Here is a 23555-nt window from a genome sequence, read left to right on the forward strand (position 1 = left end):
ACCGGTTCGCGTTAAGAAAACGCGTCAAAACAAAAATCTAGAGCCCCGTTCCGATTCTATCGGAACGGAAAAGGCTCTAGGCTTCTCCGGCCGTTCCGATATTCGGATCAAGCCGCACGCACCTCCGAGAGGAAGCGGTTGACCTGTCCGGCGAGATCCTTTGACTGCGAGGACAATTGCTCGGCTGCGCCAAGCACCTGATTGGCGGCGGCGCCGGTGTCGTCGGCGGCCTTCTGGACGCCCGTGATGTTGGAATTGACCTCCTGGGTGCCGCGCGCGGCTTCCTGCACGCTGCGGGAGATTTCCTTGGTCGCGGAGCCCTGTTCCTCGATCGCGGCCGCAATCGCGGTGCCGATCTGGTCGATCTCGGCGATCACGTTGGCGACGTTCTGGATCGCCGTTACGGTCTGGTCGCTCGCCGCCTGTATAGCGGCGATCTGTTCGGAGATTTCGGTGGTGGCCTTGGCGGTCTGGCCGGCCAGCGATTTGACTTCGGAGGCGACGACGGCAAAGCCGCGGCCGGCATCGCCGGCGCGCGCGGCTTCGATGGTCGCGTTCAGCGCCAAGAGGTTGGTCTGCGCGGCAATGCTCTGGATCAGCGTCACGACGTCGCCGATCTTCTGCGCGCCGTCGGCGAGCGAGCGGGCGGTGTCGCCGGTGCGCCGGGCATTGTCGACCGCGCGGGCGGCGATTTCGGTCGATTGCGCGACCTGGCGGCCGATTTCCGAGATCGAGGAGGCCAGTTCCTCGGTGGCACTCGCAACCGTCTGCACGTTGGCCGAAGTCTGATCGGAAGCGGCGGCGACGATGGCCGCCTGACGGTTGGTAAGCGTGGCGGTCGATGACATCGACTGTGCGGTGTCTTCCATGATGGATGACGCCGACGACAACCCGCCGACGAGTTCGATGACCTTGGCTTCGAACACACGGGTGAGTTCGTCGAGCACCTGGGCGCGGCGCATCTTGCCGTCGCTCTCGGCGGCCTTCTCGGCGGCGAGCCGTTCCGCCTCAATCATGCTGTCCTTGAAGACGCCAACGGCAGCAGCCATCGCGCCGATCTCATCATTGCGTTCGCTGCCCGATATTTCGCTCGCAAGGTCACCGCTGGCCAGCCGCGACATCCGCGCCGTGAGATCGACGATCGGTTTGCAGACGCGGCGGCGAACCATCATGATCAGCACGGCGCTGGCGGCGACGACTGCGATGAGACCCGCGAGCGCGATCAGAAAGCTGAGACGCGCGGAGGAGTAGGCTTCGCCGAGCACCTGTTCGGCGTTGTCGTAGAAGGCATCGCGGACCGTAATGATGGACGCAAGACCGAGTTGCGTCTCCGCGTAGTAGGTCTCCATATCGTGTTCGTATTTGCCGCTGATGGCGCCATCCTTGACGAGCTTCAGCTCTTTGCCGAAGCGTTCGACATAGGCCGCGTTCATCTTGTCCAGCGCTGCGGCCACATTGGCCGGCGTAGCGGGATTGCCACGCAATTCCTGCAGCGACATCAGAATTTGATCGTTTCGCCCCTGCGAGCGGCTGATATCCATCTTCTCGGCTTCGGTAGCTACCCGGTTGGCGCCGATGAGATTCTTGTGCAGGCTGGAGTTGAGACCACCGACGTCGCGTAGCGTCCAGGCGATATTGGCGTAGCTTGCTTGCCGGTAGGCCGTGCCGTCGAGCATCGCGATCTTGCGCACCTGCTCGTCGAGCAGCGTCGTGATCGCCTTGTTGAAGACCGAGTTGTCGGAGACGATTTTCTTGGCCGCATCGCGGCGAGCTTCCGCCGGGCCGGTGAGGGCCTTGTCGATGGCCGCGCGTAGTCCGGCGAACTGGGTATTCAGGGCATCGATGCTGCTGCCGACGGCGGCACTGTCATCGATCGCGCCGGGCAGGGTCGCTTTGACCCGGTTCATCTTGTCGCGCGCCCCATCGGTGTTCTTGCGATATTTGTCGAGTTCGGCGATCAGCTTCGGATCCACGGCGGGAGGTCCGAACATGATGTTGGTGGCAAAGCCACGCTCGGGATTCATGTAGCGCGGGATGTCGCCGACCGCGCGCACCAGCTCCAGCCGGCTCTGCGCGACCGAGACCTGATCCATGGTCTGGTATTTCGAAACCGCCACATAGACGGCGAGCCCGCCGCCGACGGCGGAAAGCGAGACGATGGCAGCGGTCAGGAGGGTGCCGATTTTCATGGGATTTAGGCCATTTGCGCGGGTCAGGGCATGCGGGCCACCAGTATAGGTGGTGCTAATTAATCCGGCGTTTACAGGGGGCCCGTCACGCCGGCGCCTTGCCGTGCGTCCTTGATGCAGCGCGGGGTTGCCGCGGCTTCAGTGAGAGGCGCGAGGAAATGAAGACCATTATCATCGGCGGTACGGGCCTTATCGGCTCGAAAATGGCAAAGCGACAGCGTGCCCACCATCAAGATGCGCGATCGGTGATGAATGGTGGGCACGTCGCTAACGCGCCTTTGCCCACCCTGCGCCGCATCACTGCGTTTCTTCGGTCACGCCCTTTGTGGCGGAGCGAGGCTGGGCTGGCGCCTTGGAGCCCGTCTCCTGACAGGGCCGTTCCGTCCACGAACCGTCGGCCGCCTGCTGCTGGTAGGCCTGGCAGGAGGAGGCCGCGGGCGCCTCGGTTGCTTTCGCCGTATGCGAATGCGCGCTGGAATTTCTGGCGAGCGTCGGCGCTGCCAAGGTGAGGAGGGCGGCCGCCGAACCGAAGAAGATCGCTTGTCCTAACCGCATGGGAAATTCTCCATTCTCGAAGAGCCGACCAAGATGTTTTTTACTAAAAGGGATTGTGGAAATTTTTTGGGAATGCCCGTGGGTATGCCAGCGCTTGCTTAACGTTCTGCAAACGCCCCCGGGACCAGCTGACGCACCGCGGCACTGGATGAATTCTGTTCCCGCGCCGAGGAACCAGTTCCCTCGGCCGTGCGTTGGTATGGCATCATGCCGAAGGCAGGGCGTCCATGCGTCCGGAAAAGTCACTCTTCAATGCGGTGCTTACCCATTTTCTGATGGGCGTGACGCTTGGGCTGTCGCTGGTGCTGTTGCTCGGCCTGTTCGATGCCTTTCATGTCAGGGACCTCGTTGCCAAAAGCGGCGCACCTGTTCAGACCACGCTGATGCTGGTCACGACCTACGGGTTGATGTTCGGCATCGGCGCAGCGTTGACCGGTCTGGTGCTGACGCTGGAGGACGATAGCTGACGGCGAATGCGGGGCTACTTACTGCCGATTAGCGGCGCAGGCGGGCGATCGTGCCGGCGACGATCTGCATGGAGACACCGACAACCCATCCGGCCATGATCATCGATATCCATACCAAATGCGGATCGTGGCGCAGCACGATCACGCCGACGCAGGCGAACGCCGAGAACGCCGCGAGGAAGGTGCCGATCGCGCTGAGCAGTTCCGGCGTATCGATTTTGCCGACCCAGGTTCCATCGGCGGGCCCGCCGCTCAAGGCCGTGAGAGGATGGGGCGGCGTATCGATACCGAGATAAAAGCCGACGGCACCGCCGATCATCATCAATAGCAGGAAGGCCTGATTGGTGAGCGCGGAATGGCTCGTGCCGACCAGCGCCGCCACAAACAACCCGCTCGCTGCGCCGGCCATGGCAAGCCCAAGGCGTTCCAGAACATGGGCGGCTTTTCGAACGCGGGTCTGCATGGCGGTGCCCGCCGGTTACGGAGCAAGGTTAGGACGATTTTGGACGAGGTGGAAGCAACCTAGCGATGCAGGTGGTGCTCGAATTGATACAGCGCAAGGTGTGAGGCGTAGTGTAGACTTTGTCTCAAGCTAAAAGGGATTAGCGAGGCCAGACCCGATGCGATTGTGCCTGTTCGTGAGCGGGCAGAATCGCATTCGATTTACACGTAATGCCGAGGAGCATGTCGCGGGTGCGTTGCTCAGCACCTCCAGGATCCGCAATGTTCGCTTTGAGCGATTGGCGAGGTAGCAAGCTCGCATCAATCCGCCTTTGGCTGCGTGCTAATGAATCCGCGGCTGAGATGAGGTAAGAGGTGGATGCCCGGGATATCTGGCGCGAGGACGCGGCTTCGCGCTTTTGCCCAGGCATGACGACATCCCTCGAAGGGGGTACCCGACATGAGCCTGTTCAACCATCCATTCGACCTTGCGCGCGATGCCGCGCTTGTCACCGGCGCGGGCAACGGGATAGGCCGCGCGATCGCGCAAGCCCTGGTCGGCGAGGGCGTGCGCACGGTGTTTGCCGACGTGAACCGGGACACGGTGACGGCGGCCATCAAGGCCTCGGCCCGGCCGGAACTGGCGGTGCCCTGGATCGGCGATCTCGCCGACCCTGCGACGCGCGATGCGCTGCTGGCGGAAGCAGCCAGTGCGCTGGGGCGCGTGACGCATTTCGTGCACAGCGCCTCGCCGCCGCGGCGCGAAGCCGATCATGCGCTTGGCGTCACCACGGAGACATGGGCGCAGATGCATGCGGTGAATCTTGAGGCCGGCTTCCATCTCTCGCGCGAACTGGCGCGAAAGCTGATCGCCGACAAACAACCCGGCTCGTTCCTGCTCTTGACCTCGCTGCATGCCGGCACCCCGCGCAACCTGCCGCACTACTCGACGTCTAAGGCGGGGCTTTCGATGCTGGTGAAGGAATTGGCCAAGACGTTCGGCCGCTTCGGCATTCGCGTCAACGCGCTGGTGCCCGGCGCGATCGCGGCCGGCGGCTTCGTCGCCGATCCCGCGCTCGCAAGACACATTCCGCTCGGCCGGCTCGGCGAGTCCAAAGACCTGGCGCCGCTGGCGCTGGCGGTGCTGTCGAACCGGATATCGGCCTATGTCACGGGCGCCGCGATCGTGGTCGACGGCGGCCTGTCGCTGACGAACTGGTTCGAACCGCCGGAGTTGGGCGATCTCCTGTAGCCCGGGTGGAGCGCAGCGCAACCCGGGATCAGCCCATCCGATGGCGAGACCGTTCCCGGATTACGCGCTATGTGGCGGATGCTTCGCGTGCCATTTCGGGCCGGGGCCGCGCATGTAGTGCAGTTCGGGGCGGTAGGGGTTGCGGGCAAGATCGACCAGCCTGCAGCAATGGATCACGATCTCTGTCAGGCGTCGAAGCAGCGGATGCATGACGGCCTCTCAATGCAGCTTGCCGAGCATGGACGAAAACGGCAGCTCGAAGATTTCATCGTTGAGATCGTCGCTGACATGCAGCGTCCAGTCGCGCCAGTCTTCCGGACCCTCTGCCGTTATCAGCGACTGCACGACGCGGGCGGCGTGGTCGCGCACCTCGGCGAGGTTTCCGACGGCGGTACCGCGCTGGTCGATGCATACGCCTTCGGAATTGGCGTAGTGGAAATAGACTCTTGCCATGTCCGACTCCCGCGCTTGCGATTCACGCTCGAAAAATACCAGTCGGAAGGCCGGCTTGATATTCGGGGAGATTGCGGACGGGATATTACGGGGACTGCAGGTGGAACCGCGCGATCCCTGAATTTGTCCGAAAATTATCTATCGCAGCGGGAGGAACGAGACTTTCGGTTCGGCCGTTTCACGAGCAGGCCGCGACGATCGGAACGCTGCGGCGTGGACTGGTGGAACCCTGGGAGAGCGACATGATGTCGGAAATGCAGATCCACACGATTGCGCGCCAGATGATGGAGAAGCACGGCCTCACCGCGATCGCGCAAGCCGCGCACAATGCACAGGATTGCGAGACCAAGGGTGATGTCGAGGAAGCCAGGGAGTGGCGTCATATCGAGGACGCCATGAAGATGATGCGGGGACCGCATCAGAGCTAGCGGATTGGCGCGGTCACTTGTCCCGGATGCGGTGCGGCCCAGGCGATGCGGAGCATCGTCCGGTAGCGCTCCGTTGAGCCGCGACCCATCTCTAGCATGAACTTCAAATCAGCGGCGCATCTCGCCTCAAACATAGCGCGTCGAAGACGCGCGTGAACGCGCTGTCGGCGCCGCGCAGCATCCGGGGAACGCAGCTACCGCAGCGGCATCGGCGGGCGCACCACCGGCTCGCCGTCATCGGCTATCGTTTGCACGGGCGGTGCAGGCGGCAACGGTGCGGCGGCTTGGGCCGGCGGGAGCGGCGCTGCGGGAGCGGCAATCGGCGCGGGCGAATAGGAATAGGCCGGCTTCGGCTTGCGCACCGGCGGCGGGGCGGCCGGCCGCGGTGGAGGCGGCGTCAGCGCCGACACCCTGGGCCGCAGGTTCTGCTCGGCAGGCCTGGTTTCGACGGCTTTGGCCTCCGAAGCCTTGGTATCTGAAGCCTTGGTATCTGAAGCCTTGGCCTCGGCTTTGGCAAGCTCACGCGCCATCTGGGCCTGACTCGCCTTGAGCTGCGCGATGGTGGTTTTCAGTTCCTCGACCTGCTGGCCCATCGTGGCGAGATCCTGCGCCATCGATTGCAACTGGGCCGATTCCGCCGAGGCTGTGGCCACGGGAGCTGCGGCAGGTTCGGGCTGGGCCGGCGTCGTTGCTGCCGGTTGCGCAGCAGCCGGATCGGCTGCGGCAGCCTGAACTGCAGACGCATTTGGTTGCTCGGCGACGGCAGCCTTGTCGGAGGACAATGCAGCCACCACGAAGGGTGGCGCCCACTCGGCGGCCATCGCCTTGGCATGATCGCCATAATGCTGCCACGCAGCGGCAGCGATGGCGCCGCACAGGCCGAGCAGCGCCATGATCAGGCGCTTCGCCCATTTGCCGATCGGCTGTTCGCCGGGAGGCTTGAGACCATCCACCTTGATCTCGCCCGGCCTGACATTCTCGACCCGGATATAGCGAACATCTGGAGCGGGAAACGCCGGTTCAACCTGGGGAATTGGCGCGCTGACCGAAATCGGGGGTGCAACGTGGGCCTGCGGCCTCGCTGCGACTTGAACTTGCGGCGCCACCGAAGGGGCGGCCGGATCGTGCGCCGGCGGCGGCGCCTTTTCGGCATGCGCGTGCAGCAGCGATTCGATCGCAAAGACGTCGTGCGGATCGGTGTCTTTCAGCGTTGGCGTGGATTGCATTGGCGGTCCCTTGCTCAGTCCAATGTCACCCGCATCGGGCGGCGAGCATGCTTTGCGGCGTTGAAAACCCTCTGCCCAGAAAGCCCCTTACCCAAGCCGCCACACGGCCAGCGAGGTTTGACCAAAGCAAGGCGATCTTGTGGAGAGGTTGCGGCCGTGGGTTCCGGGCGCTGGAACCGGACTACAAAAACCATATCTGCGTATCACCAGTGAGGGGGATTTTGCATGCCATTTGCCGTTCATCGCGGACAGAGGATTCATTACACGGTGGAGGGCGAGGGGCCGCTGGTCGTGCTGCAGCACGGCATGCTGATGGACGCCAGCGTGTGGAAGCAGGGCGGATTCGTCGATGCGCTGACCGACAGATACCGCGTGGCATGCGTGGACTCACTCGGCCACGGGGAGAGCGACAAGCCGCCGGACACCGATCACTACCGTCAGGAGCAGCGGGCCGGCGATATCGTCGCCGTGATCGATGATCTCCACTGCGCCCGCGCCCATCTGGTCGGACATTCGATGGGGGCCTGGCTCGGCGTTGGCGTCGCGAAATATTATCCCGAATGGCTGTCGTCGCTGGTGCTCGGCGGCTGGGACGTCGTGAACGGTCTGCCGCCGACCAGGCAGGGGCCGCTGCAGTTCGACGCCTTCATGAAATTCGCGCGGCTGACCGCGCCGCATTTGACCCGATCGGTCACGACGGAATCGGAGTCCGGCCTGCGGGCCTGCTTTGATGCGCTCGGCCAACTCGATGGCGCCGGCAAAGCCGTGCTGGAATCCGGTTTCCCGGTGATGATCTGGGAGGGACAGGACGATCCCGCGCACGCGCGGCGCAAGGCGTTCGCCGATGCCAACGGCCTGCGTTTCCTGTCGACGGCCGGAGATCACCTTGGAATGGTGCTCACCCATGGCGTGGAAAGCGCAGACGGAATAGGGGGATTTTTGGACCTGGCGCAGAACGCGCCGGGCGCGGGGTTGGCCGCGTCCTAGAGAGCAATTCCTGCGACGTCAGCGCGATGCCTGGCGTGCCATTTCGGGCCGGGGCCGCGCATGTAGTGGCGCTCGGGACGATAGGGGTCGCGGGCGCGCTCGATCAGGCGGTGGCAGCGTGCCACGATCGCATCGAGGCGGCGGAGCAGCGGCATGAAGGGCGGTCGTGCCGGCAGCATGGCAACCTCTCAGTGCGGTTTGCCGAGGACGAAAGCGAACGGCAGAACGAAAATCTCTTCGTCGAAATCGTCGCTGACATGCACGACCCAGTCGCGCCAGTCTTCCGCGTCGCGTCCCATGATCAGCGAGCGGACGATGCCGGCTGCGCGGTCGCGCGCCTCGGCGAGGTCGCTCACCGCTTCCCCGGATCGATCGATCCGCACTTCCCGGGAGTTCGAGCAGTGGAAATAAACCTGGGCCATGTTGGCCTCCTGTAAGCGAAGCTACTCTTGTTGGTACGAAGCTAGCGCCAGATGGTTTTGCCCATCCGTGATGCAACTCACAGTCGGTCATTAAGATTTTATTAATGTTGTAGTGGTGAAGTTTTAGGCATGGAATCGCAGCGGAACCGGACCTCCCGAGCCGGCAGTTGCAAGAGAAGGCCGGCGGCGTAATGCCCGCCGGCCTTTTCTCTTGCCGGCGACAGACAGGCGATCGTCTCTGAAACTCACGGCGCCGTGAAACCGGTCTCGGGAACCAGCATCTGATCTCGCCCGTTCGCTCTCATATAGAGATGGAGAACGAGCGATGACGAAACTGACACTGCTTGCCGCGGCCGCGGTCGTTGCGACGGCGCTTGCGACGCCTGCGATGTCGCAGGAAGCGACCCAGGAGCCCGGGATGATCGGGTTTAGCTACCCGAACTCCAACTATCTGCTCGGCGGATATGGCGTGCGCACGCCGAGCCGCTATGACTACAGCTATTACGGACCTCGCGTGTACTACGGACCTCGCGTGCATTACGGTCCCCGCTATTATGGTCCCGGCTATGTTGGCGGACCGGTCGGGCTGGCTGCCGGTGTGGCAGCGGGCGTGATCGGAACGGCGGGCGCTATCGCAGCCGCGCCGTTCGCCGATTCATATGCCTATTACGGCGACGACCCCGGCTATTGGTGAGTCGGATGGTCACCTCATCAAAGCGGCCTTGCGGCCGCTTTTTTGTTGGCGCTCAGTGTGTAGACCGGATGAGCGCAGCGATATCCGGGACTCTTCCAGCACCGCCCCGGATGTCGCTTGCGCTCATCCGGGGCTACGGTTGTTCAGCGGGCGTTGGCAGGCTTGGGCCTTGCATGGGAATAGCCCGCGTGGTTCGAGTGCATCATCCAATGTCTTGAGGGGCAAGTGTCATGAGCAACCGCATCCTGGTCTTTTACGGCTCCTACCGTTCCGACCGCGTGGGCATCCGGCTCGCGCAATTCGTCGTCGAGGGGTTTGCCGCGCGCGGCGACGATGTCGAGCTGATCGACGCCAAGGCGATCGGCCTGCCCATGCTGGACCGGATGTACAAGGAATATCCGAAAGGCGGCGCGCCGGACGCGCTCGAAAAACTGGCCGGGCAGATCCGCACCGCTGATGGCTTTGTATTCGTGACCGGCGAATATAATTGGGGCATGCAGCCGGGGCTGAAGAACCTCACCGATCATTTTCTCGAGGAATGGTTCTGGCGCCCCGCCGCGATCGCCAGCTATTCAGCCGGCCGCTTCTCCGGCGCGCGGGCCGCGCTTGTCTGGCACGGCACGCTTTCGGAAATGGGCATGGTGGTGATTTCGAGTTCGATCGCGGTAGGCCCGATCGCGCAGACACTGACCGAAGACGGCAAGCCGGCCGGCGAGGGCGGCAAGGCGCTGTCACACGCGTTTCCGCGCTTTGCCGATGATCTCGTGTGGTGGATGGAGGCGGCAAGGGCGCAGCGGGAAAAGAAGAAGCCGCCGTATTGAGAGGGCGCCGGGCTACTGCTTGACGCCCCGATTGGACCGCAATGATGGCGGAAGCGCACCCACTTTTCGCCACGCCTGGACAGCAGATTGCGCGTCGCCCGCCATCTTCCGCCTTCCCCGAGCTGCCTGAGGCGGCTCATCCGCTCCATGTACCGGAAAAATTGATGTCGCCAAACAAAGCGCGCTGCGGTCTGCTTGTTCTTGCCGTGATCGTCGCGACGGGCGGATCGGTGGCCGCGCAGAATCTCGATCAGGGCAAGCCGGCGCCAAAACTGTTCGCCGAAAGTTGCGCGTCCTGCCATCGCAGCCCGCGCGGGCTCGCCAAGGGCCGCTTTCACCTCACGCTCTATCTGTTTCTGCAAAAACACTATTCCAGCGGCTCCAGCTCGGCCTGGGCGCTGACGTCCTATCTGGAATCCATCGACAGCGGAAAGCGCGTCGCGGCGAAGAAGCCACAGGCTGCGAGCACGGCGCGGACATCATTGCGCCCGCCGGCGCCGGTGCCGGCGCGGTAGTCCTCGCGCGATCAGCCACGACTTGCTCACGGCTGCGCTGCGAAATCTCCTCAAGGTTGTCATCTTTTCGACCTTTGCCGGCCTAGCATCATGGGCGTGAGCGTGGCGGGGAGTAACGACGATGGTGGTGGCAGAGCTCAAGACCAAGGTGGAGAAGTACGAGACGAAAGCCTCGCGCTGCGAACAGCAGGCGCGGGCAGCAACCGATAAGGCCGAGCAGACCTTTTACGAGGTGCTGGCCGGCTACTACGGCAGCCTGGCAACGGATTTTCGGAAGATTCTCGAGAAGCGAGTGATCGCGTAGGCGACTGGCGCCCGTAGCCTGGATGAGCCAGCGGGTCGCGCACATGCGCGCGACCCGAGCGTGCGCTCTGCGGCAGGCGTCCTGCGGGCTGTGACACAATCACCACACTCGAACTGAATTGCGCTGAGACAGCGGTGCATAATCGCATCCGGCCACGCTTCCGCCCGGATTGGGCTGCGGCATCGCCGCATGTTGGATTTCGGCTTGGGCTGGGGCGCGAGCTGGGGATTGCAACATGTGTTCCATCGGCTGCACCCGTACTTCGTTCATCGACGCAAGAGCTGGCCGTACTCGACTTGAAGCGCCGCCGGTTTTGGCCGCGCGTGCAGGGAAGGTCATGCGGCTGCTGGCTGTCGCCCTCGGAGCGGCATCGCTTGCGGCCTGCGCTCAGTCGTCGGTCGTCACCCAAAAATCCGAATTGCGCGCCAGCCGGCAGGCGTCGGTGAACGATCGAACGACATCGTCAATTGTCAGGCGCGCGGCGGCCGTGAGAAGACATACCCCGTTCGCCGCGCGCAAGGATGCAGGTGACATCAAAACCGCCGCGCATGGGGTTGCCAGCTTCTACACCGAGGGAACGAAGACGGCGAGCGGCGAAAAGTTCAACACGCTCGATATGACCGCGGCCCATCCGACGTTACCGTTCGGCACCAAGTTGCGTGTAACCAACGTCGCCAGCGGCAAGTCCGTGACGGTACGGATCAACGATCGCGGTCCCTACGTGCAGGGGCGCGTCGTCGACGTCTCCTATTCCGCGGCGGATGCGCTGGGCATGGTGGGGAAGGGCGTTGCCAAGGTCAAACTCGACGTGGTGGACTAGCCTCGAGGCGCAAATCCGTCGCCCTGGATGAATCGAAAGCGACAGATTACGCTTCGGCTTTTGCTCTTTTAGTTGCGGCGGATCTCCCGGTCAGCACGGCTAGCGGGGAACTGTTTTAGTGTCTTCGCCGCTTTTTTGAGCCGCTTCCTTCGCGCAGCCAATCAGGTCGCGCGTCTGGGCCAATGCCCACCTGGGAGCGGGTCTACCATTACAACCGCTTTCTTGGCCGCTCTGCGTTTGGGCACGTGCCCGCCCGGGAGCGGATCTATTACCTTAGCCGCTCTCCTGGTTGTTTTTCTGGTCGCTTTTTTTGCCGTCTTCTTGCTCGCTTTGCGCTTGGCAGTCTTCTTTGCTCTCTTGGTCGCCATGATATCCTCCTGGTTATGGAGTTGGTACGAGTTGGAATTGTCGGCTCTTGAGTTGGTCCACGGCGTAGACCGCCATAGCCTCGGCCGGCGTGCCGCCGCCGGAGACCCGGGCGCCCAAAACAACCGACGTTGTCGTCTCCTTGCGACCGGGACGGGCACTCCGATTGTCAACGGCGATGTTGCGCGCAGGCGAAAATATGAATGAACGCAAGCTGCTGAGATAGGCGCTGGCGTTGGTTGGCAACGCCAGTCCCATCGTCACTTCATGAACATCCGTCCGCTTCAATTCGCCCGTAATGGCCGCGTCCGTCAGTTGAAACGCAGTACCGGTTGGCGTGAAAGTGATCTTTGGCGTGGCGGACGCGTCGAGCGTGGTCGTAAAGGTCAATTTGTCCGCCATCGTTGGCGGAAGGCTGGGTGTCGACTTCGTGCCTGCCAACCCGCCAAATATCGTCAATTCAAGATAGTCGTAGACAAGCTTGGTCACGCCTATCTGGCCCACGATAGGATAGATGTGGTTCTCCTGGACCACATGCCCGTCGCATTCACGATGACCGTCCGCCCACACGCGAACGTTCAATTGGGTCAGCAAACTGCTGAACGTGTCGGTGATCGTGAAGGTTCGGTCGTTGCTGCGTCTTCGGGTCATCGACGCGCCGAGACCTAACTTGAAAACCGAGCCTGCAGCGGTCCGTTGGAGGTTGGCCGAGCCCGCGGAAAGATCGTTGTCCACGGTCATCGTCAAATCGAAATTGTAGGCAACGCCAATCGCGTAGAAGACCTCGATCAGATTTCGTACCTGCTCGTATTGGGGTCCCTTGAATAGATCCGCCCGAAACTCTCTGATCTCGTTTGGGTTGGCCCTGTACTTTGCGGCCAGTTCTCGTCCCAAGGCTACACCGGGCCGGCCAGGGTAGTCGCGGCCGAGATCCTCAAGCCAATTGACGAGGTGTTCTATGACGGCGTCGCGGGTTTCACATCGGATCCGCATGACGATCTGCGGGGTCGTTACACCTGTGACATCTTCGGGCAACGGACGGATGGTGCAACCCGCGAGAACAAGAAGCGTCGATAGCAAAAATGCAAAAAGCCTGAACATAATTTACTCCGAAATAGAACAATAAATATAGCCGGATGATACACGTACAGCGTGCGTGCCGTGCATCTTTTCCGCAACAGTACGAAATTTTTCGAGGAGATAATGATGCGGGCAAGGATCGCCGGTCGTCACCTGCTCAGCGATGTAGGCACGTCGAAGCGACGGCAGGCACCGCGGTTGCTCGGTGCCTTGAATGTTTCGTAGCTGACTTCGCGGGGCGCAATGGCGAAGACCGTGCTGCTCCGCGTCGGTAGGCAAGTACGCGGATGGTGCTTTCGCTCATCCGCCCCTGCGGGCTACGTCCGTCGTGCGGACATCGCCTTGCCGCGTTCGGCCAGCTTCACCATCACCTGCATGGCATGATTGGTCGGCGTGGCAATGCCGAGCTCCGCGCCCTTGCGCACCACGTAGCCGTTGAGAAAGTCGATCTCGCTGGGCTTGCCGCGCGCCAGATCCTGCGCGGTGGACGACATCTGGTTCGGCATGATGGCCGGGATGTTCAGGATATGCGCGAGGAGATCGTCGCCGATCGATACGCCGCTGGCGCGCGCGACGGATACGGCTTCCTGCACCGCGCTTGTGACGACATTCCTTGTGCCCTCGACTTCCAGTATCGGGCCGTAGGAAATGCCGGCGACGGCGGAAAGCGCGTTGAAGGCGCAGTTGATGATCAGCTTGCTCCACAGCGTTTTGTCGATGTCGTCGGCGATCGTGGTGCGGACGCCGGCGGCCTCAAGCGTTTGCGCCAGCGCTTGGCTCGCGGCGGAGGGGCCGATGGCGAGGTCGCCGCCACCGTGATGCCGGACATGGCCGGGCCCGGCCATCTCGCTGCCGACATAGACGACGACGGGAATGACGGCGTGGCCGGTGACGGTGGCAAGGCGCGGCGCATTGTCGACGCCGTTCTGCAGGCTGAGAACGGATGTTTCCGGCCGCAAGCGTCCGGCGAGCGCGCGGCCAGCCTGCTCGGTATCGGCCGACTTCACGCAGACCAGCACGAGGTCAGGCGGGGCAAGCGCGGTTGCATCGGTCGCGGCTATGGCGGGCAGGCGGCCGTTGAAAGTCTTGGTGTCGAGCAGCAGGCCGTGGGCGTTGATGGCGTCGACATGCGGCTGCCGGCCGATGAAGGTCACGTCATGCCCAGCCCGCAGCAGCAGTCCCCCATAATAGCATCCGACCGCTCCGGCACCGACAACTGCGATTTGCATGCGTTTCTCCTGTTCGGCAGGCCCTGCTGCTAACTGGTTGGGCTCTCACCATTAGTTGAGTGCGGGGAACTGCATTGTTGCAATGCAATATCGTTATATCGCAGCGCAACAAAAGCCGTGTACGCTGCAGCCTCGAATCCTACCCCGGAGAATTGAAGTGCAGAAGACTTACCTATCCATCGCAGCCGCCGCCCTGATCTCGATTGCGGGCGCCACTGCCGGCTTTGCGGCGGAGTTGCCGGCCTATGAAACGAAAGGCTTGCCGATATCGGCGGTCCAGGTTCGCGTGCTGGGAGCCGCTGACGTCAGGGAACAGTCGCCGGCGCTGACCTCCACAGCCACCGCGCACCAGCTGAGCGTCCTGACACCGCGGACGACACGGACGGCCGAGACGGCGGCGCCAGCTCCAACCACCGGTCGCGCCATTCGCTGACCACGGTCGCGCCTTTCGCTGACCGGCCTCTCCATCGCCACTTGCGCAAAAAGCCCGCGATTTTGTCGCGGGCTTTTTGTCGTGATGGCTCATCCGGGCTACGCACGGGACGGCTTAGCGGGTGTTCGCGCGGCCTTCTTTCAGGTAGCATTGTCGGATGAGCGAAACCGGGACGTTGTTTGCGGCGCTGCGTCAGTCGTCCGACGAAGCCGTTGTCGACATGCTTGAGCGTATGGTCCGGGATGCCCCGGATCATGCCTTGAACAAGATGAACGCGCTTGATCTCGCAGGCACGGCGGGCATCGACGAAGATCGGGTCATCGCCGCCCTCCTGAATGCGGTGGGGCTCGGCATGTTCGAGATGACTTGGAACGTGATGTGCCCGAGCTGCGCCGGGGTGCTTTCCGCCAACAAGAGCCTGAAGACCCTGGATCGGGCGCATTATCATTGCGCTTTCTGCGCCGCGGGCTATGAGACGACGCTCGATAATCTGGTCGAGGTGACCTTCACGGTAAGCCCGCGCGTGCGCAAGATCGCGGCCCATAATCCCGACGAATTGTCCGCAGCCGAATATTATCGCCAGATCTTCTGGAGTTCGGCGATCGATCTTCCGGACGATCTGGAGAAGCTGCTGGACGAGGTCACGCTCGAAATCGTCGACTTGCCGGCGGGCGAAAGGGCCATCCTTTCCTTGCAGGTGCCGCAGGGCACGTTGATCATGTTCGATCCCGTGACGCATGCGGCCCAATTCCTGGAGGTCAGCGGCGAAGAAACCAGCGAGCGCCAGAACCTGTCGGTGATCTTCAACAGGGTCCAAGTCCCGGTCGATACCGTGACCTTGCGCCCCGGGCCGCTGCGCCTCGCCCTGGACAACCGCACCGACGGTCGTGCATTGCCGGCTGTATGGGTGGCGAATCCGGCGCTGGATGACCTTTTGAAGCGGCGCAAGTCCGTTCTCACGGCAACGCGTCTCCTCACCAATCAGACTTTTCGCGATATCTACCGGACCGACACGCTCGCCATCGGCCAGCGCCTCAAGATCCTCAGCCTGACTTTTCTGTTCAGCGATCTCAAGGACTCCACCGAGCTCTATGAGCGCGTCGGTGATCTCACAGCCTTCGATCTCGTCAACGAGCATTTCAGGCTGCTGCAGGAGATTATCGCGTCCGAAAGGGGGGCGATCGTGAAGACCATCGGCGATGCCGTGATGGCGACCTTCGAGACGCCCGACCGCGCCATTGCCGCGGCGATCCGCATGCGCGAGGCAATGAGCGATCTTGGCGCCGAGCGCCAGCACCAGAGCCTGCGGCTGAAGATGGGCATCCATGAAGGCTCGTGCCTCGCGGTCACGCTCAACGGCCAGCAGGATTATTTTGGCCAGACGGTAAATATCGCCTCGCGCGTCCAGGGCCTTGCGGCCTCACGCTCGATCGTGGTGACGGAATCGGTGGTCGCGCATGCGCGCGCCCTGCTCGAGACCAGCGGGCTGAAGCCCACGCCGAGACGCGTGGCGTTGAGCGGCATTGCCGACAAGGTGTCGGTCTACGAGATTTCCTGAGCGAAAGCGGCTACTGGCTGCCCAGGATGTCCGACAGGGCCGACAACAGCCGGTCGATTTGCCCGTCGGTGCCCACACTTATCCGCAAATGGTCGGAGATGCGAGGCGCGGAAAAATGGCGGACGATCACCGCGCGTTGGCGCAGCGCGGCGGCCAGCGCCGCGCCCTCGTGCGCCGGATGACGCGCGAAGACGAAGTTGGCGGAGGACGGCAGCACGTCGAAGCCAAGCCCGACCAGACCGCGGTTCAGCCGCTCGCGGCCTTCGATCACGCGCGCGCGGCTCTGTTGAAAATAGGCTTCGTCCTCCAAAGAGGCGATGGCGCCGGCCTGGGCGGGCCGGCCAAGGGGATAGGAGTTGAAGCTGTCCTTCACCCGGGTGAGCCCCTCAATCAGTTCAGCGTTGCCGATCGCATAGCCAACCCGCAAGCCGGCGAGGGCCCGGGACTTGGACATGGTTTGAACGACCAGAAGATTCGGGTGGGAGGCGACCAGCGGTATCGCGGTCTCGGCGCCGAAATCGACATAGGCCTCGTCGATCACAACGGGAGCATCAGGATGTTGCTCCAGCAGGGCAGCAATCTCGGCCCGCGACAGCGCAATTCCTGTCGGCGCATTCGGATTGGGCAGGATGAGTGCGCCGGCCGGCCGGCGATAGTCGGAACTGCGGATCTGCATGGCCTGATCGAGCGGGACGGTTTCGTAGGCGATGCCGAACAGGCGGCAATAGACCGGGTAGAAACTGTAGGTGATATCAGGAAAGAGCAACGGCGCATCATGCTTCAGCAGCGCGGCGAAGGCGTGGGCCAGCACCTCGTCCGAGCCGTTGCCGACGAACACTTGTTCTGGTCGTACCTGGTGGTAGGTGGCCAAGGCTGCGCGCAGCGCTGACGCCTGTGGGTCCGGATACAGACGCAGCGTATCAGCCGCCTCGCCGCGGATTGCGTCCAACGCGCGTGGGGAAGGACCAAGCGGACTCTCATTGGTGTTGAGCTTGACCAGTTCCGCCATGCGGGGCTGTTCGCCCGGTACATAGGGTTTTAGGTCGTGCGTCAGGCGGCTCCAGAAACGGCTCATTTTTCTCTTCCTGCGAGTGGGGCGGTAATCCGCCGCCTTGGCTACTTGCTGATCGCGATACATTCGAATTTGCGTTGCGGCCGGGCGAACAGCTCTGCGCTCTCGACGATGCGCATCTCCTCGCTGCCGCTGGCCGCGGTGCGTTCCAGCACGGCGAAGATGGCAGACGCAGCGTGGCTCAGCGCATCCGGCGTGTCGGCGCCGCGCAGACGCGCGGCGACCAAGAGCGCGGCGAACAGATCGCCGGTGCCGTTCGGGCTGATCGGCAGTTTTGGCGTGCGGACGCGAAAGGCTTTTCCGCGCTCGACAGCCAAGGTCTCGATCTCGCCTTTAGGCGTATCGGCAAGCTCGGCGCTGGTGATGACGACCGTTCCGCGCGCCATGAATGCGCGCGCCGCGTTGAGCACCTGATCGATCGAAGCTGTCTTCGCTCCGCAGAGCCATTCGAACTCGAAATGATTGGGCGTGATGATATCGGCCAACGGGCACAGCAGGTCGCGCACCAGCGGCGGGATGTCGGCGTGGACGAACAGGCCGCGGTCGCGATCCCCCAGCACGGGGTCGCAGCAATAGAGCAGCGTGGGATTTTTGGCCTTGGCGCGCGCGACAAAATCCGCGATCACGGCGGCGTTGTCGGCCGAGCCGAGATAGCCCGACAGGATCATCGTGGCGGTGTCGACCGCGCCGCGCTCCTCGATCCCGCGCAGGAGATCGGCAACGAGCTCTCTATCGAGCACCCGGCCCCGAATGGTCGGATAGCCCGGCCGGTTGCTCAACAGCGTGGTCGGCACGGCTATGACGTCGATCCCATGCATCTGCATCGGAAAGACCGCGGCGCTGTTGCCGACATGGCCATAGGCAACCTGCGACTGAATCGAAATCACGTTCATGACATTGGTCTGGGGATTATCTGATTGGCCGGGGGCGGGAACCCTCCGAGGTTAACACATTGGTTATTTGTTTGCGGGCATTTTCACAACCTCATTAAACAGGGAGGCACCATGTCTGACGTCACCATTCCCGGCGGCCGGATTCGTTCTTTCGTCGAGCGGATCGAGAACATCGACAGCGAATTGCAGGAGCTGAACGAGCAGAAGAAGGAAGTGTTTTCAGAGGCCAAGGGCGAAGGGTTCGATGTAAAGATTCTAAGGGAGATCATCAAGCTGCGAAAGCAGGACCAGGACGAGCGCGACGAGCGCGAAAGCCTGCTCGATCTCTACATGCGGGCGATGGAAACCGCGCCGCCGGAGAAGACCGCCAAGGCGGCGTGAGCGAGACGAGGAAAGTAGGGTGGGTTAGCGTCAGCGCAACCCACCGACTCGCCGCGAGCGGCGGCGGATTACGCTATCGCTAATCCGCCCTGTGTCCTGCACAGCGCCTCAAGCGCGCCGACTTCGATCCGCGGGCCGCGGAGCATGCAAAAATTCCAGCGAACCTTCGCGGCTGGTCGTGCGACCAACGCATGGTTTCCGCGTTCTGTATCACCTGATTATTCATTGCAACCGTGAACCATTGCAACGCACCAAACGACTACCAGGTCCGTATTTCAAAGCTATTCCAGGAGAATTGACGTGAAGCAGATTTCCCTAACCGCTGCCGTTGCTGTGCTCGTGATGACGGCTGCTGGCGCCGCTGTCGCTGCCGAGTTGCCGACCTATGAAAAGGCGAGCTTTCCGGTCTCGCCCGTACAGCTTCAGGTCATGGGCGCTGAGAGCGTCCAGGAAGCGGCGCCGGTCACCACGTCGGCCACGACCGTTCAACTGACCGTTCTGACGCCGCGGCACAGGATCACGACCGCACAAGGCTCGAGCGAAACCGTCGGTTATGCCATTCGCTAAGGGCGCGGCGCAGCTTCGTCGCAAGTTCTCCGCGTTATCCCCGCGCGGAAGCACGAAGCAAACGCGTTGTTAAGAATTGGCCCGCGCTGATTTGTGCGATTCCGATTCGTTCCCTGCGAACAAATTGGAGTCGGATGGAGAACAAAAGTGTGGTGCTGCGTGTTTCTCTGCCGACGCCGTCGCTATCTCTTCCATCCGTACCCCGCGTCATAGCGGCGGGCTACATGCTGCAGGCAGGCTCACCGAAACAGCGCAACGTAGATCACGTAGAGCCAGCCCAGAATACCGTGGATGATCGCCCAGAGGATCGAGTGGTTGTTGGTATAGGAGATCGCGATAGCGAGCGCCGAGCCAAAACCCACGCCGTATTTCGCGCCCTCGACCCGAACCCCGTAATATCGATTTCCGTTCATGGCGATCCTTTCCGTGAGTAGGATGAGCTAGTGTAACCCTCCGGCACGCCGCGCGCGAACAGCGAATGCGCAGCACTGATACGCCGATGCGCTCGTCAGCCCTGCATGGACGTGGGTTGAACTGCCGTTCGGCCCAAGTTAAGCGTCCGCGATGAACGAGCCGGCCCGCGGCGCTGATGCTTCCATCAAAAAATCCGATGCGAAACCGGCCCTGCTTGGGGTCGCGTGCGGCGTTGGTGCGGCGTTGTGCTGGGCGCTCGGCTTCGTGGCGACACGGCACGGGCTGAAGGTCGGGTTCATGCCGGCGGATTTGCTGATGCACCGCTTCCTGTGGTCGGGCATCGCTTTCCTGCCGCTTGTGCTTCGCGCAGGCATCGGCAATCTCTGCGGCATCGGATGGGGCCGCGGACTGGCGCTGATGGTGCTGGGCGGGCCGGTGATGTCGTTCATCAGCTATACCGGCTTCCTGTTCGTGCCGCTCGGCCATGGCAGCGTCATCCAGCCTTCCAGCGCGACGCTCGGCGGCCTGCTGCTCGCCGCGGTGTTTCTCCGCGAGCGGGTTCCGCTCTCGCGCGCGTTGGGGGCGGTCGCGATCGTCGGCGGTCTCGTGGTGATCGGGGCCGAGTCGATCGGTCATATCGGCCCTGACGGCGTGCTTGGCGATCTGCTGTTCGTGCTGACCGGATTCATGTTCGCGGTGTTCGGCACGCTGTTGCGGCATTGGCGCGTCTCCGCCTTCTCGGCGGGCCACCATCATCAGCGTGCTGTCGCTCTCGCTGCTGCCCCTCTATGCGGCCTCCGGCGGGTTCGCCCGCGTGGCGGCGCTCGGCTTTGCCGAGAATGCGCTGCAGGCTCTGGCGCAGGGCATCCTGGCCGGCCCCGCCGCGATGTATCTGTTCGCGTTCTCGATCCAGACCATCGGTGTTGCCCGTGCCGCGGTCTTCCCGGCGACCGTGCCGGCGCTGACGATACTCATCGGCTGGCTCCTGCTCGGCGAGCCCCCGACCGCGCTGCAGGCGGCGGGACTGGTTACGGTGCTGTCGGGATTCTATCTCGCGCAAAGGCAAAGGTAGATGTGATCGGCCGTAGCCCGGATGGAGCGAAGCGCAATCGGGGACAACTCGAACACCGCCCCGGATTGCGCTGCGCTCCATCCGGGCTATGCTTGCTCAAAAGACCGGCTCGCCGATTGCAACCTCGCTGCGCGGGCCCAGCACGATCACGTTGCCTGCCGCGTCCTTTGCGCCGAGGATCAGCAGTTCGGACGTGAAGCCCGCGATGTTCTTCACACCCAGATTGCACACGCATACGACGAGCGAGCCGAGCAAGGCTGCCGGCTCATAATTCGTGATCTGCGCGCTCGACCACATGATCCTGTCAGCGCCGATGTCGACGCCGACCTTGTAGGACGGATGGCGGGTGCGGGGAAACGGCTTGATGTCCACGACCTTGCCTATCCGGATGTCGAGGCGGGCGAAATCGTCGTAGGTGGCCTGGGATTTTAGCGGGGGCATGTCGTCGGGCTCGGTTGGCAAGGCTGGATTTAAGGGAATAGTTGAATGAAGCGTCACGAGGTCTCTTATCGCAGTTGCCTTGCGGTTGGAATGTTGCCGCAGGCAGCAGGTTGATGATCCCTGGCCGAATGACATCGGGGCGTGAGCGCAAAGCAAACGCGTTGTTAAGAATTGGCTCGCGCTGATTTGCGCGATTCCGATTCGTTCTTTGAGAACAAAATGGAGTCGGACGAAGAACAAAGCTGTGGTGTCTATCGGATGACCAGAACTCCGGGCCGCTACTTGCTTGCAGTAGCCAAACGAGCAGCAGGTGCGGGTGGCGTCATCCGGGGGAGCTCGCGAAAGAGCAGGCGAAGACATCGTGGCCGGCTTTTGTCGCGATGAGCGGGCTTTCCAGCATCGCGCGCAGCCCGTAAGCTGTGGCAACCGAACGCGCGCCCAGAACGCCAGAAAAGAACAGCGACAAGCTGCCGACGCAACGCACATGCCTTGTAAGGGAGGAACCGATGCCGTCGTCTGTGAACCGCCGTCACGTGCTTGCGACCCTTGGCTCTTTCGTTGCCGCGCCGTGGCTGGCGCCGCGGGTCGGCCGCGCCGGAGAGAATTGGCCGATCCGCCAGGTGCGCTACGTCAACGGCTTTCCGGCCGGCGGCGCCACCGACACGCTCTCGCGCCTGCTCTGCCAGAAGATGAGCGAACTGTCCGGGCAAACCTTCGTGGTCGAGAACAAGGCCGGCGCCGGCGGCGTGCTGGGCGCGGATGTGATCGCAAAATCGCCGCCGGACGGCTACACGGTCGGGCTCGGCGGCATCGCCAACAACGTGCTCGCGATCGGCAGCTACGCCAAGCTGCCGTATCATCCGCGCGAGGATTTCACCTTCATCTCCGGCATGTGGCAGTTGCCGAACATCCTGACGGCGAAAAAGGGCCTGTTTTCCGCTGATATCAAGGAATTGCTCGCAGCGTTCAGGAAGGAGCCGGGCAAATACACCTACGCGTCCGCCGGCTTCGGCACCACGCTGCATCTCTCCGGCGAGATGATGAACAGCATGGCCGGCGTGCAGGTCCGCCACGTGCCTTACAGGGGCGCCGCGCCGGCGTTGAACGACCTGCTCGGCGGCAATGTCGATCTCCTGTTCGACAATCTGCCAGGCTCGCTGCCGAGCGTGCGTTCCGGCGCGATCAGGCCGGTCGCGGTTACCGCGAAGACGCGGCTGGCGGAGCTTCCCGACGTGCCCGCGATGGCTGAACTGCTGCCGGGTTACGAGATCACCTCCTGGGCCGGCATGGTGGCGCCTGCGAACATGCCCGCCGACCTCGTCGCGCAAATCAACGCGCTCACCGTGAAGGCGCTCAGCGATCCCTGGGTGAAACAGCGCTACGCCGACCTCGGCGCCACCACCTGGCCGACCACGCCGCAGGAGATCAGCGCCTACCGCGACAGCGAGGAAGCGCGGCTGCTGCCGATCATGAAGGCGGCCGGGATCAAGCCGGAGGGTGGGTGAGGGCAGGGGGCCCGCTTGAGGACATGCCGTTGCTGTTGTCCGCGGATGATTTTGAAAACAGCCTCGACGCCGTTCGCGAGGCGGCGGCCGGACCCATCAAGGGAGTCTTTGGCCCGGATTCCCTGACGTGGCGGGTCGACCGCGAGGCGGCGATTTTCCTTGGCGCGGGGCGGGCGCTGTTGCTGCAGTTGGCGCACCCCTGGGTCGCCGCCGCGATATCGGAGCATTCCAAAACCTTTGCCGATCCGGTCGGCCGGTTTCACCGGACATTCAACATCACGTTCACGATGGTGTTCGGCACGCTCGATCAGGCGTTGGCCGCAAGCCGCCGGCTGTATCGGCGTCACACTGCGATAACCGGAACATTGCCACAGGCGACAGGCCGCTTCGAAGCCGGTTCGGCGTACCACGCCAACGAGGTCTCGGCGCTGCGCTGGGTTCATGCCACGCTGGTGGAGACCGCTTTGCAGACGCATGACCTCGTCCTGCCTGCACTCACCAACAGCGAGCGCGAACAATACTGGGCGGAGGCGAAGCTGTACGCGGCGCTGTTCGGCCTTCGAGCGGCCGATTTGCCTGCGGACTGGACGTCGTTCGCCGCCTACACGGAGGCGATGTCGCACTCGGATATTCTTGCGGTCAGCCCCGCTGCCCGCGACATTGCGGAGCAGATCTTTTCAGGCTCCGCCACAGGACTGCGCGTGCCGAGATGGTATCGCGCGCTGACGGCCCATCTGCTGCCGGAGCGACTGGCCCGGGAATTCGGATTTGAGTTCGGCGAACGCGAAGCGCGCAGCATGAAGGCGGCGCTGACGTGGATCCGGCGCATCTATCCCCGCCTTCCCATGCGCCTGCGCGCAGTGGGCCCTTATCAGGAGGCGCTGGCGCGCTTGCAAGGCGACAAGCAGCCGGACCTTGCCGTGCGCTGGCTCAACAGACTTTGGATCGGCCGGCCGATGATGGAATGATT

30 protein-coding genes and 1 pseudogene are annotated in these 23555 nt (G+C 63.0%); 17 read left to right on the forward strand and 14 right to left on the reverse strand.

Annotated features, from left to right (window positions below; translation table 11 throughout):
* Positions 1 to 107 precede the first annotated feature (107 nt).
* Entirely contained in the window at positions 108 to 2189 is a 2082-nt protein-coding gene (locus tag V1286_RS13740) for a methyl-accepting chemotaxis protein (protein WP_334480293.1), read from the reverse strand.
* 297 nt (positions 2190 to 2486) lie between these two features.
* Positions 2487 to 2744, reverse strand: coding sequence for a hypothetical protein (locus V1286_RS13745; RefSeq protein ID WP_334480294.1), 258 nt, complete (start codon positions 2742 to 2744; stop codon positions 2487 to 2489).
* A gap of 227 nt (positions 2745 to 2971) precedes the next feature.
* Here V1286_RS13745 and V1286_RS13750 point away from each other — a divergent pair, with 227 nt between their 5' ends.
* Complete coding sequence (locus V1286_RS13750) at positions 2972 to 3211, forward strand: hypothetical protein (protein WP_108519218.1); 240 nt, start codon at positions 2972 to 2974, stop codon at positions 3209 to 3211.
* Positions 3212 to 3239: 28 nt separating this feature from the next.
* On the opposite strand, the gene V1286_RS13755 is transcribed toward V1286_RS13750, so the two are convergent.
* Positions 3240 to 3674, reverse strand: a complete 435-nt coding sequence (locus V1286_RS13755) for a hypothetical protein (RefSeq protein ID WP_334480296.1) — start codon at positions 3672 to 3674, stop codon at positions 3240 to 3242.
* Positions 3675 to 4112: 438 nt separating this feature from the next.
* On the opposite strand from V1286_RS13755, the gene V1286_RS13760 reads away from it, so the two are divergent.
* Positions 4113 to 4904: an SDR family NAD(P)-dependent oxidoreductase gene (locus V1286_RS13760; protein ID WP_334480297.1), complete on the forward strand. Its 792-nt coding sequence runs from the start codon at positions 4113 to 4115 to the stop codon at positions 4902 to 4904.
* 60 nt (positions 4905 to 4964) lie between these two features.
* Here V1286_RS13760 and V1286_RS13765 read toward each other — a convergent pair whose 3' ends face one another.
* Both V1286_RS13765 and V1286_RS13770 read right to left on the reverse strand, forming a co-directional pair.
* A complete protein-coding gene (locus tag V1286_RS13765) occupies positions 4965 to 5114 on the reverse strand; it encodes a hypothetical protein (RefSeq protein WP_334480299.1) in 150 nt (49 codons plus the stop codon).
* 9 nt (positions 5115 to 5123) lie between these two features.
* Complete coding sequence (locus tag V1286_RS13770; RefSeq protein WP_334480301.1) at positions 5124 to 5357, reverse strand: DUF6894 family protein; 234 nt, start codon at positions 5355 to 5357, stop codon at positions 5124 to 5126.
* Between the two features lie 242 nt (positions 5358 to 5599).
* Between V1286_RS13770 and V1286_RS13775 the strand changes: the two genes are divergently transcribed.
* On the forward strand, positions 5600 to 5785 hold the full coding sequence (locus V1286_RS13775; protein ID WP_190241952.1) for a hypothetical protein: 186 nt from the start codon (positions 5600 to 5602) through the stop codon (positions 5783 to 5785).
* A 194-nt stretch (positions 5786 to 5979) separates the two neighbouring features.
* Here V1286_RS13775 and V1286_RS13780 read toward each other — a convergent pair whose 3' ends face one another.
* On the reverse strand, positions 5980 to 7011 hold the full coding sequence (locus V1286_RS13780) for a hypothetical protein (RefSeq protein ID WP_334480303.1): 1032 nt from the start codon (positions 7009 to 7011) through the stop codon (positions 5980 to 5982).
* A 225-nt stretch (positions 7012 to 7236) separates the two neighbouring features.
* Between V1286_RS13780 and V1286_RS13785 the strand changes: the two genes are divergently transcribed.
* Positions 7237 to 7998: an alpha/beta fold hydrolase gene (locus V1286_RS13785; RefSeq protein ID WP_334480304.1), complete on the forward strand. Its 762-nt coding sequence runs from the start codon at positions 7237 to 7239 to the stop codon at positions 7996 to 7998.
* On the opposite strand, the gene V1286_RS13790 is transcribed toward V1286_RS13785, so the two are convergent.
* The gene (locus V1286_RS13790; RefSeq protein ID WP_334480306.1) at positions 7995 to 8177 is read right to left on the reverse strand and encodes a hypothetical protein; all 183 of its coding nucleotides are present in this window, start codon (positions 8175 to 8177) and stop codon (positions 7995 to 7997) included. The two genes, V1286_RS13785 and V1286_RS13790, sit on opposite strands and share 4 nt — an antisense overlap.
* Positions 8178 to 8186: 9 nt before the next feature.
* On the reverse strand, positions 8187 to 8420 hold the full coding sequence (locus V1286_RS13795; RefSeq protein WP_108519212.1) for a DUF6894 family protein: 234 nt from the start codon (positions 8418 to 8420) through the stop codon (positions 8187 to 8189).
* 325 nt (positions 8421 to 8745) lie between these two features.
* Between V1286_RS13795 and V1286_RS13800 the strand changes: the two genes are divergently transcribed.
* The 5 genes from V1286_RS13800 (at position 8746) to V1286_RS13820 (ending at position 11574) form a co-directional block, all read left to right on the forward strand.
* Positions 8746 to 9114, forward strand: a complete 369-nt coding sequence (locus tag V1286_RS13800; protein WP_108519211.1) for a hypothetical protein — start codon at positions 8746 to 8748, stop codon at positions 9112 to 9114.
* Positions 9115 to 9344: 230 nt separating this feature from the next.
* Entirely contained in the window at positions 9345 to 9935 is a 591-nt protein-coding gene (locus V1286_RS13805; RefSeq protein WP_334480308.1) for an NADPH-dependent FMN reductase, read from the forward strand.
* Between the two features lie 164 nt (positions 9936 to 10099).
* On the forward strand, positions 10100 to 10450 hold the full coding sequence (locus tag V1286_RS13810) for a hypothetical protein (RefSeq protein WP_334480309.1): 351 nt from the start codon (positions 10100 to 10102) through the stop codon (positions 10448 to 10450).
* A gap of 121 nt (positions 10451 to 10571) precedes the next feature.
* On the forward strand, positions 10572 to 10754 hold the full coding sequence (locus tag V1286_RS13815; RefSeq protein WP_108519209.1) for a hypothetical protein: 183 nt from the start codon (positions 10572 to 10574) through the stop codon (positions 10752 to 10754).
* Positions 10755 to 11091: 337 nt separating this feature from the next.
* Positions 11092 to 11574: a septal ring lytic transglycosylase RlpA family protein gene (locus V1286_RS13820; RefSeq protein WP_334480312.1), complete on the forward strand. Its 483-nt coding sequence runs from the start codon at positions 11092 to 11094 to the stop codon at positions 11572 to 11574.
* A gap of 381 nt (positions 11575 to 11955) precedes the next feature.
* Here the strand turns inward: V1286_RS13820 and V1286_RS13825 are convergent, their stop codons facing one another.
* Positions 11956 to 13041 carry a hypothetical protein gene (locus tag V1286_RS13825; protein WP_334480313.1) on the reverse strand — a complete coding sequence of 362 codons (1086 nt, stop codon included), beginning with the start codon at positions 13039 to 13041 and terminating at the stop codon, positions 11956 to 11958.
* A 296-nt stretch (positions 13042 to 13337) separates the two neighbouring features.
* The gene (locus tag V1286_RS13830) at positions 13338 to 14249 is read right to left on the reverse strand and encodes a ketopantoate reductase family protein (protein ID WP_334480314.1); all 912 of its coding nucleotides are present in this window, start codon (positions 14247 to 14249) and stop codon (positions 13338 to 13340) included.
* A 157-nt stretch (positions 14250 to 14406) separates the two neighbouring features.
* Here V1286_RS13830 and V1286_RS13835 point away from each other — a divergent pair, with 157 nt between their 5' ends.
* Both V1286_RS13835 and V1286_RS13840 read left to right on the forward strand, forming a co-directional pair.
* A complete protein-coding gene (locus tag V1286_RS13835) occupies positions 14407 to 14682 on the forward strand; it encodes a hypothetical protein (protein ID WP_334480315.1) in 276 nt (91 codons plus the stop codon).
* A 157-nt stretch (positions 14683 to 14839) separates the two neighbouring features.
* On the forward strand, positions 14840 to 16240 hold the full coding sequence (locus V1286_RS13840; protein WP_108519205.1) for an adenylate/guanylate cyclase domain-containing protein: 1401 nt from the start codon (positions 14840 to 14842) through the stop codon (positions 16238 to 16240).
* Positions 16241 to 16250: 10 nt separating this feature from the next.
* Here the strand turns inward: V1286_RS13840 and hisC are convergent, their stop codons facing one another.
* Complete coding sequence (hisC, locus tag V1286_RS13845) at positions 16251 to 17315, reverse strand: histidinol-phosphate transaminase (protein WP_334480317.1); 1065 nt, start codon at positions 17313 to 17315, stop codon at positions 16251 to 16253.
* 41 nt (positions 17316 to 17356) lie between these two features.
* Complete coding sequence (gene pdxY, locus V1286_RS13850) at positions 17357 to 18205, reverse strand: pyridoxal kinase PdxY (RefSeq protein ID WP_334480319.1); 849 nt, start codon at positions 18203 to 18205, stop codon at positions 17357 to 17359.
* A gap of 111 nt (positions 18206 to 18316) precedes the next feature.
* On the opposite strand from pdxY, the gene V1286_RS13855 reads away from it, so the two are divergent.
* Positions 18317 to 18586: a DUF2312 domain-containing protein gene (locus V1286_RS13855; RefSeq protein ID WP_108519202.1), complete on the forward strand. Its 270-nt coding sequence runs from the start codon at positions 18317 to 18319 to the stop codon at positions 18584 to 18586.
* Positions 18587 to 18886: 300 nt separating this feature from the next.
* Positions 18887 to 19153 (forward strand): hypothetical protein, encoded by a 267-nt coding sequence (locus V1286_RS13860; RefSeq protein WP_334480321.1) that lies wholly within the window; start codon positions 18887 to 18889, stop codon positions 19151 to 19153.
* A gap of 239 nt (positions 19154 to 19392) precedes the next feature.
* Here V1286_RS13860 and V1286_RS13865 read toward each other — a convergent pair whose 3' ends face one another.
* Positions 19393 to 19566 carry a hypothetical protein gene (locus V1286_RS13865; protein ID WP_166816488.1) on the reverse strand — a complete coding sequence of 58 codons (174 nt, stop codon included), beginning with the start codon at positions 19564 to 19566 and terminating at the stop codon, positions 19393 to 19395.
* A gap of 151 nt (positions 19567 to 19717) precedes the next feature.
* Between V1286_RS13865 and V1286_RS39125 the strand changes: the two are divergent.
* Positions 19718 to 19846, forward strand: a pseudogene (locus V1286_RS39125) (DMT family transporter); the annotation flags it as partial.
* A 481-nt stretch (positions 19847 to 20327) separates the two neighbouring features.
* Entirely contained in the window at positions 20328 to 20639 is a 312-nt protein-coding gene (locus V1286_RS13875) for an EamA family transporter (RefSeq protein ID WP_334480323.1), read from the forward strand.
* Between the two features lie 96 nt (positions 20640 to 20735).
* Here V1286_RS13875 and V1286_RS13880 read toward each other — a convergent pair whose 3' ends face one another.
* Positions 20736 to 21080, reverse strand: a complete 345-nt coding sequence (locus V1286_RS13880) for a tRNA-binding protein (RefSeq protein WP_334480324.1) — start codon at positions 21078 to 21080, stop codon at positions 20736 to 20738.
* Between the two features lie 506 nt (positions 21081 to 21586).
* On the opposite strand from V1286_RS13880, the gene V1286_RS13885 reads away from it, so the two are divergent.
* Positions 21587 to 22585, forward strand: coding sequence for a Bug family tripartite tricarboxylate transporter substrate binding protein (locus V1286_RS13885; RefSeq protein ID WP_334480325.1), 999 nt, complete (start codon positions 21587 to 21589; stop codon positions 22583 to 22585).
* 32 nt (positions 22586 to 22617) lie between these two features.
* Entirely contained in the window at positions 22618 to 23553 is a 936-nt protein-coding gene (locus V1286_RS13890) for an oxygenase MpaB family protein (protein ID WP_334489662.1), read from the forward strand.
* Positions 23554 to 23555: the final 2 nt, after the last annotated feature.

It is taken from the genome of Bradyrhizobium algeriense, from assembly GCF_036924595.1.
Classification (GTDB): Bacteria; Pseudomonadota; Alphaproteobacteria; order Rhizobiales; family Xanthobacteraceae; genus Bradyrhizobium; species Bradyrhizobium algeriense.

What these genes read in the sequence shown, in the direction of transcription:
- V1286_RS13770 (WP_334480301.1), bottom strand. Translation starts at nt 5,357, where the DNA reads ATGGCAAGAGTCTATTTCCACTACGCCAATTCCGAAGGCGTATGCATC.
- V1286_RS13800 (WP_108519211.1), top strand. Translation starts at nt 8,746, where the DNA reads ATGACGAAACTGACACTGCTTGCCGCGGCCGCGGTCGTTGCGACGGCG.
- hisC (WP_334480317.1), bottom strand. Translation starts at nt 17,315, where the DNA reads ATGAGCCGTTTCTGGAGCCGCCTGACGCACGACCTAAAACCCTATGTA.
- pdxY (WP_334480319.1), bottom strand. Translation starts at nt 18,205, where the DNA reads ATGAACGTGATTTCGATTCAGTCGCAGGTTGCCTATGGCCATGTCGGC.
- V1286_RS13780 (WP_334480303.1), bottom strand. Translation starts at nt 7,011, where the DNA reads ATGCAATCCACGCCAACGCTGAAAGACACCGATCCGCACGACGTCTTT.
- V1286_RS13795 (WP_108519212.1), bottom strand. Translation starts at nt 8,420, where the DNA reads ATGGCCCAGGTTTATTTCCACTGCTCGAACTCCCGGGAAGTGCGGATC.
- V1286_RS13855 (WP_108519202.1), top strand. Translation starts at nt 18,317, where the DNA reads ATGTCTGACGTCACCATTCCCGGCGGCCGGATTCGTTCTTTCGTCGAG.
- V1286_RS13775 (WP_190241952.1), top strand. Translation starts at nt 5,600, where the DNA reads ATGATGTCGGAAATGCAGATCCACACGATTGCGCGCCAGATGATGGAG.
- V1286_RS13755 (WP_334480296.1), bottom strand. Translation starts at nt 3,674, where the DNA reads ATGCAGACCCGCGTTCGAAAAGCCGCCCATGTTCTGGAACGCCTTGGG.
- V1286_RS13810 (WP_334480309.1), top strand. Translation starts at nt 10,100, where the DNA reads ATGTCGCCAAACAAAGCGCGCTGCGGTCTGCTTGTTCTTGCCGTGATC.
- V1286_RS13765 (WP_334480299.1), bottom strand. Translation starts at nt 5,114, where the DNA reads ATGCATCCGCTGCTTCGACGCCTGACAGAGATCGTGATCCATTGCTGC.
- V1286_RS13740 (WP_334480293.1), bottom strand. Translation starts at nt 2,189, where the DNA reads ATGAAAATCGGCACCCTCCTGACCGCTGCCATCGTCTCGCTTTCCGCC.
- V1286_RS13880 (WP_334480324.1), bottom strand. Translation starts at nt 21,080, where the DNA reads ATGCCCCCGCTAAAATCCCAGGCCACCTACGACGATTTCGCCCGCCTC.
- V1286_RS13805 (WP_334480308.1), top strand. Translation starts at nt 9,345, where the DNA reads ATGAGCAACCGCATCCTGGTCTTTTACGGCTCCTACCGTTCCGACCGC.
- V1286_RS13840 (WP_108519205.1), top strand. Translation starts at nt 14,840, where the DNA reads ATGAGCGAAACCGGGACGTTGTTTGCGGCGCTGCGTCAGTCGTCCGAC.
- V1286_RS13760 (WP_334480297.1), top strand. Translation starts at nt 4,113, where the DNA reads ATGAGCCTGTTCAACCATCCATTCGACCTTGCGCGCGATGCCGCGCTT.
- V1286_RS13885 (WP_334480325.1), top strand. Translation starts at nt 21,587, where the DNA reads ATGCCGTCGTCTGTGAACCGCCGTCACGTGCTTGCGACCCTTGGCTCT.
- V1286_RS13865 (WP_166816488.1), bottom strand. Translation starts at nt 19,566, where the DNA reads ATGAACGGAAATCGATATTACGGGGTTCGGGTCGAGGGCGCGAAATAC.
- V1286_RS13790 (WP_334480306.1), bottom strand. Translation starts at nt 8,177, where the DNA reads ATGCTGCCGGCACGACCGCCCTTCATGCCGCTGCTCCGCCGCCTCGAT.
- V1286_RS13830 (WP_334480314.1), bottom strand. Translation starts at nt 14,249, where the DNA reads ATGCAAATCGCAGTTGTCGGTGCCGGAGCGGTCGGATGCTATTATGGG.
- V1286_RS13820 (WP_334480312.1), top strand. Translation starts at nt 11,092, where the DNA reads ATGCGGCTGCTGGCTGTCGCCCTCGGAGCGGCATCGCTTGCGGCCTGC.
- V1286_RS13785 (WP_334480304.1), top strand. Translation starts at nt 7,237, where the DNA reads ATGCCATTTGCCGTTCATCGCGGACAGAGGATTCATTACACGGTGGAG.
- V1286_RS13825 (WP_334480313.1), bottom strand. Translation starts at nt 13,041, where the DNA reads ATGTTCAGGCTTTTTGCATTTTTGCTATCGACGCTTCTTGTTCTCGCG.
- V1286_RS13745 (WP_334480294.1), bottom strand. Translation starts at nt 2,744, where the DNA reads ATGCGGTTAGGACAAGCGATCTTCTTCGGTTCGGCGGCCGCCCTCCTC.
- V1286_RS13815 (WP_108519209.1), top strand. Translation starts at nt 10,572, where the DNA reads ATGGTGGTGGCAGAGCTCAAGACCAAGGTGGAGAAGTACGAGACGAAA.
- V1286_RS13750 (WP_108519218.1), top strand. Translation starts at nt 2,972, where the DNA reads ATGCGTCCGGAAAAGTCACTCTTCAATGCGGTGCTTACCCATTTTCTG.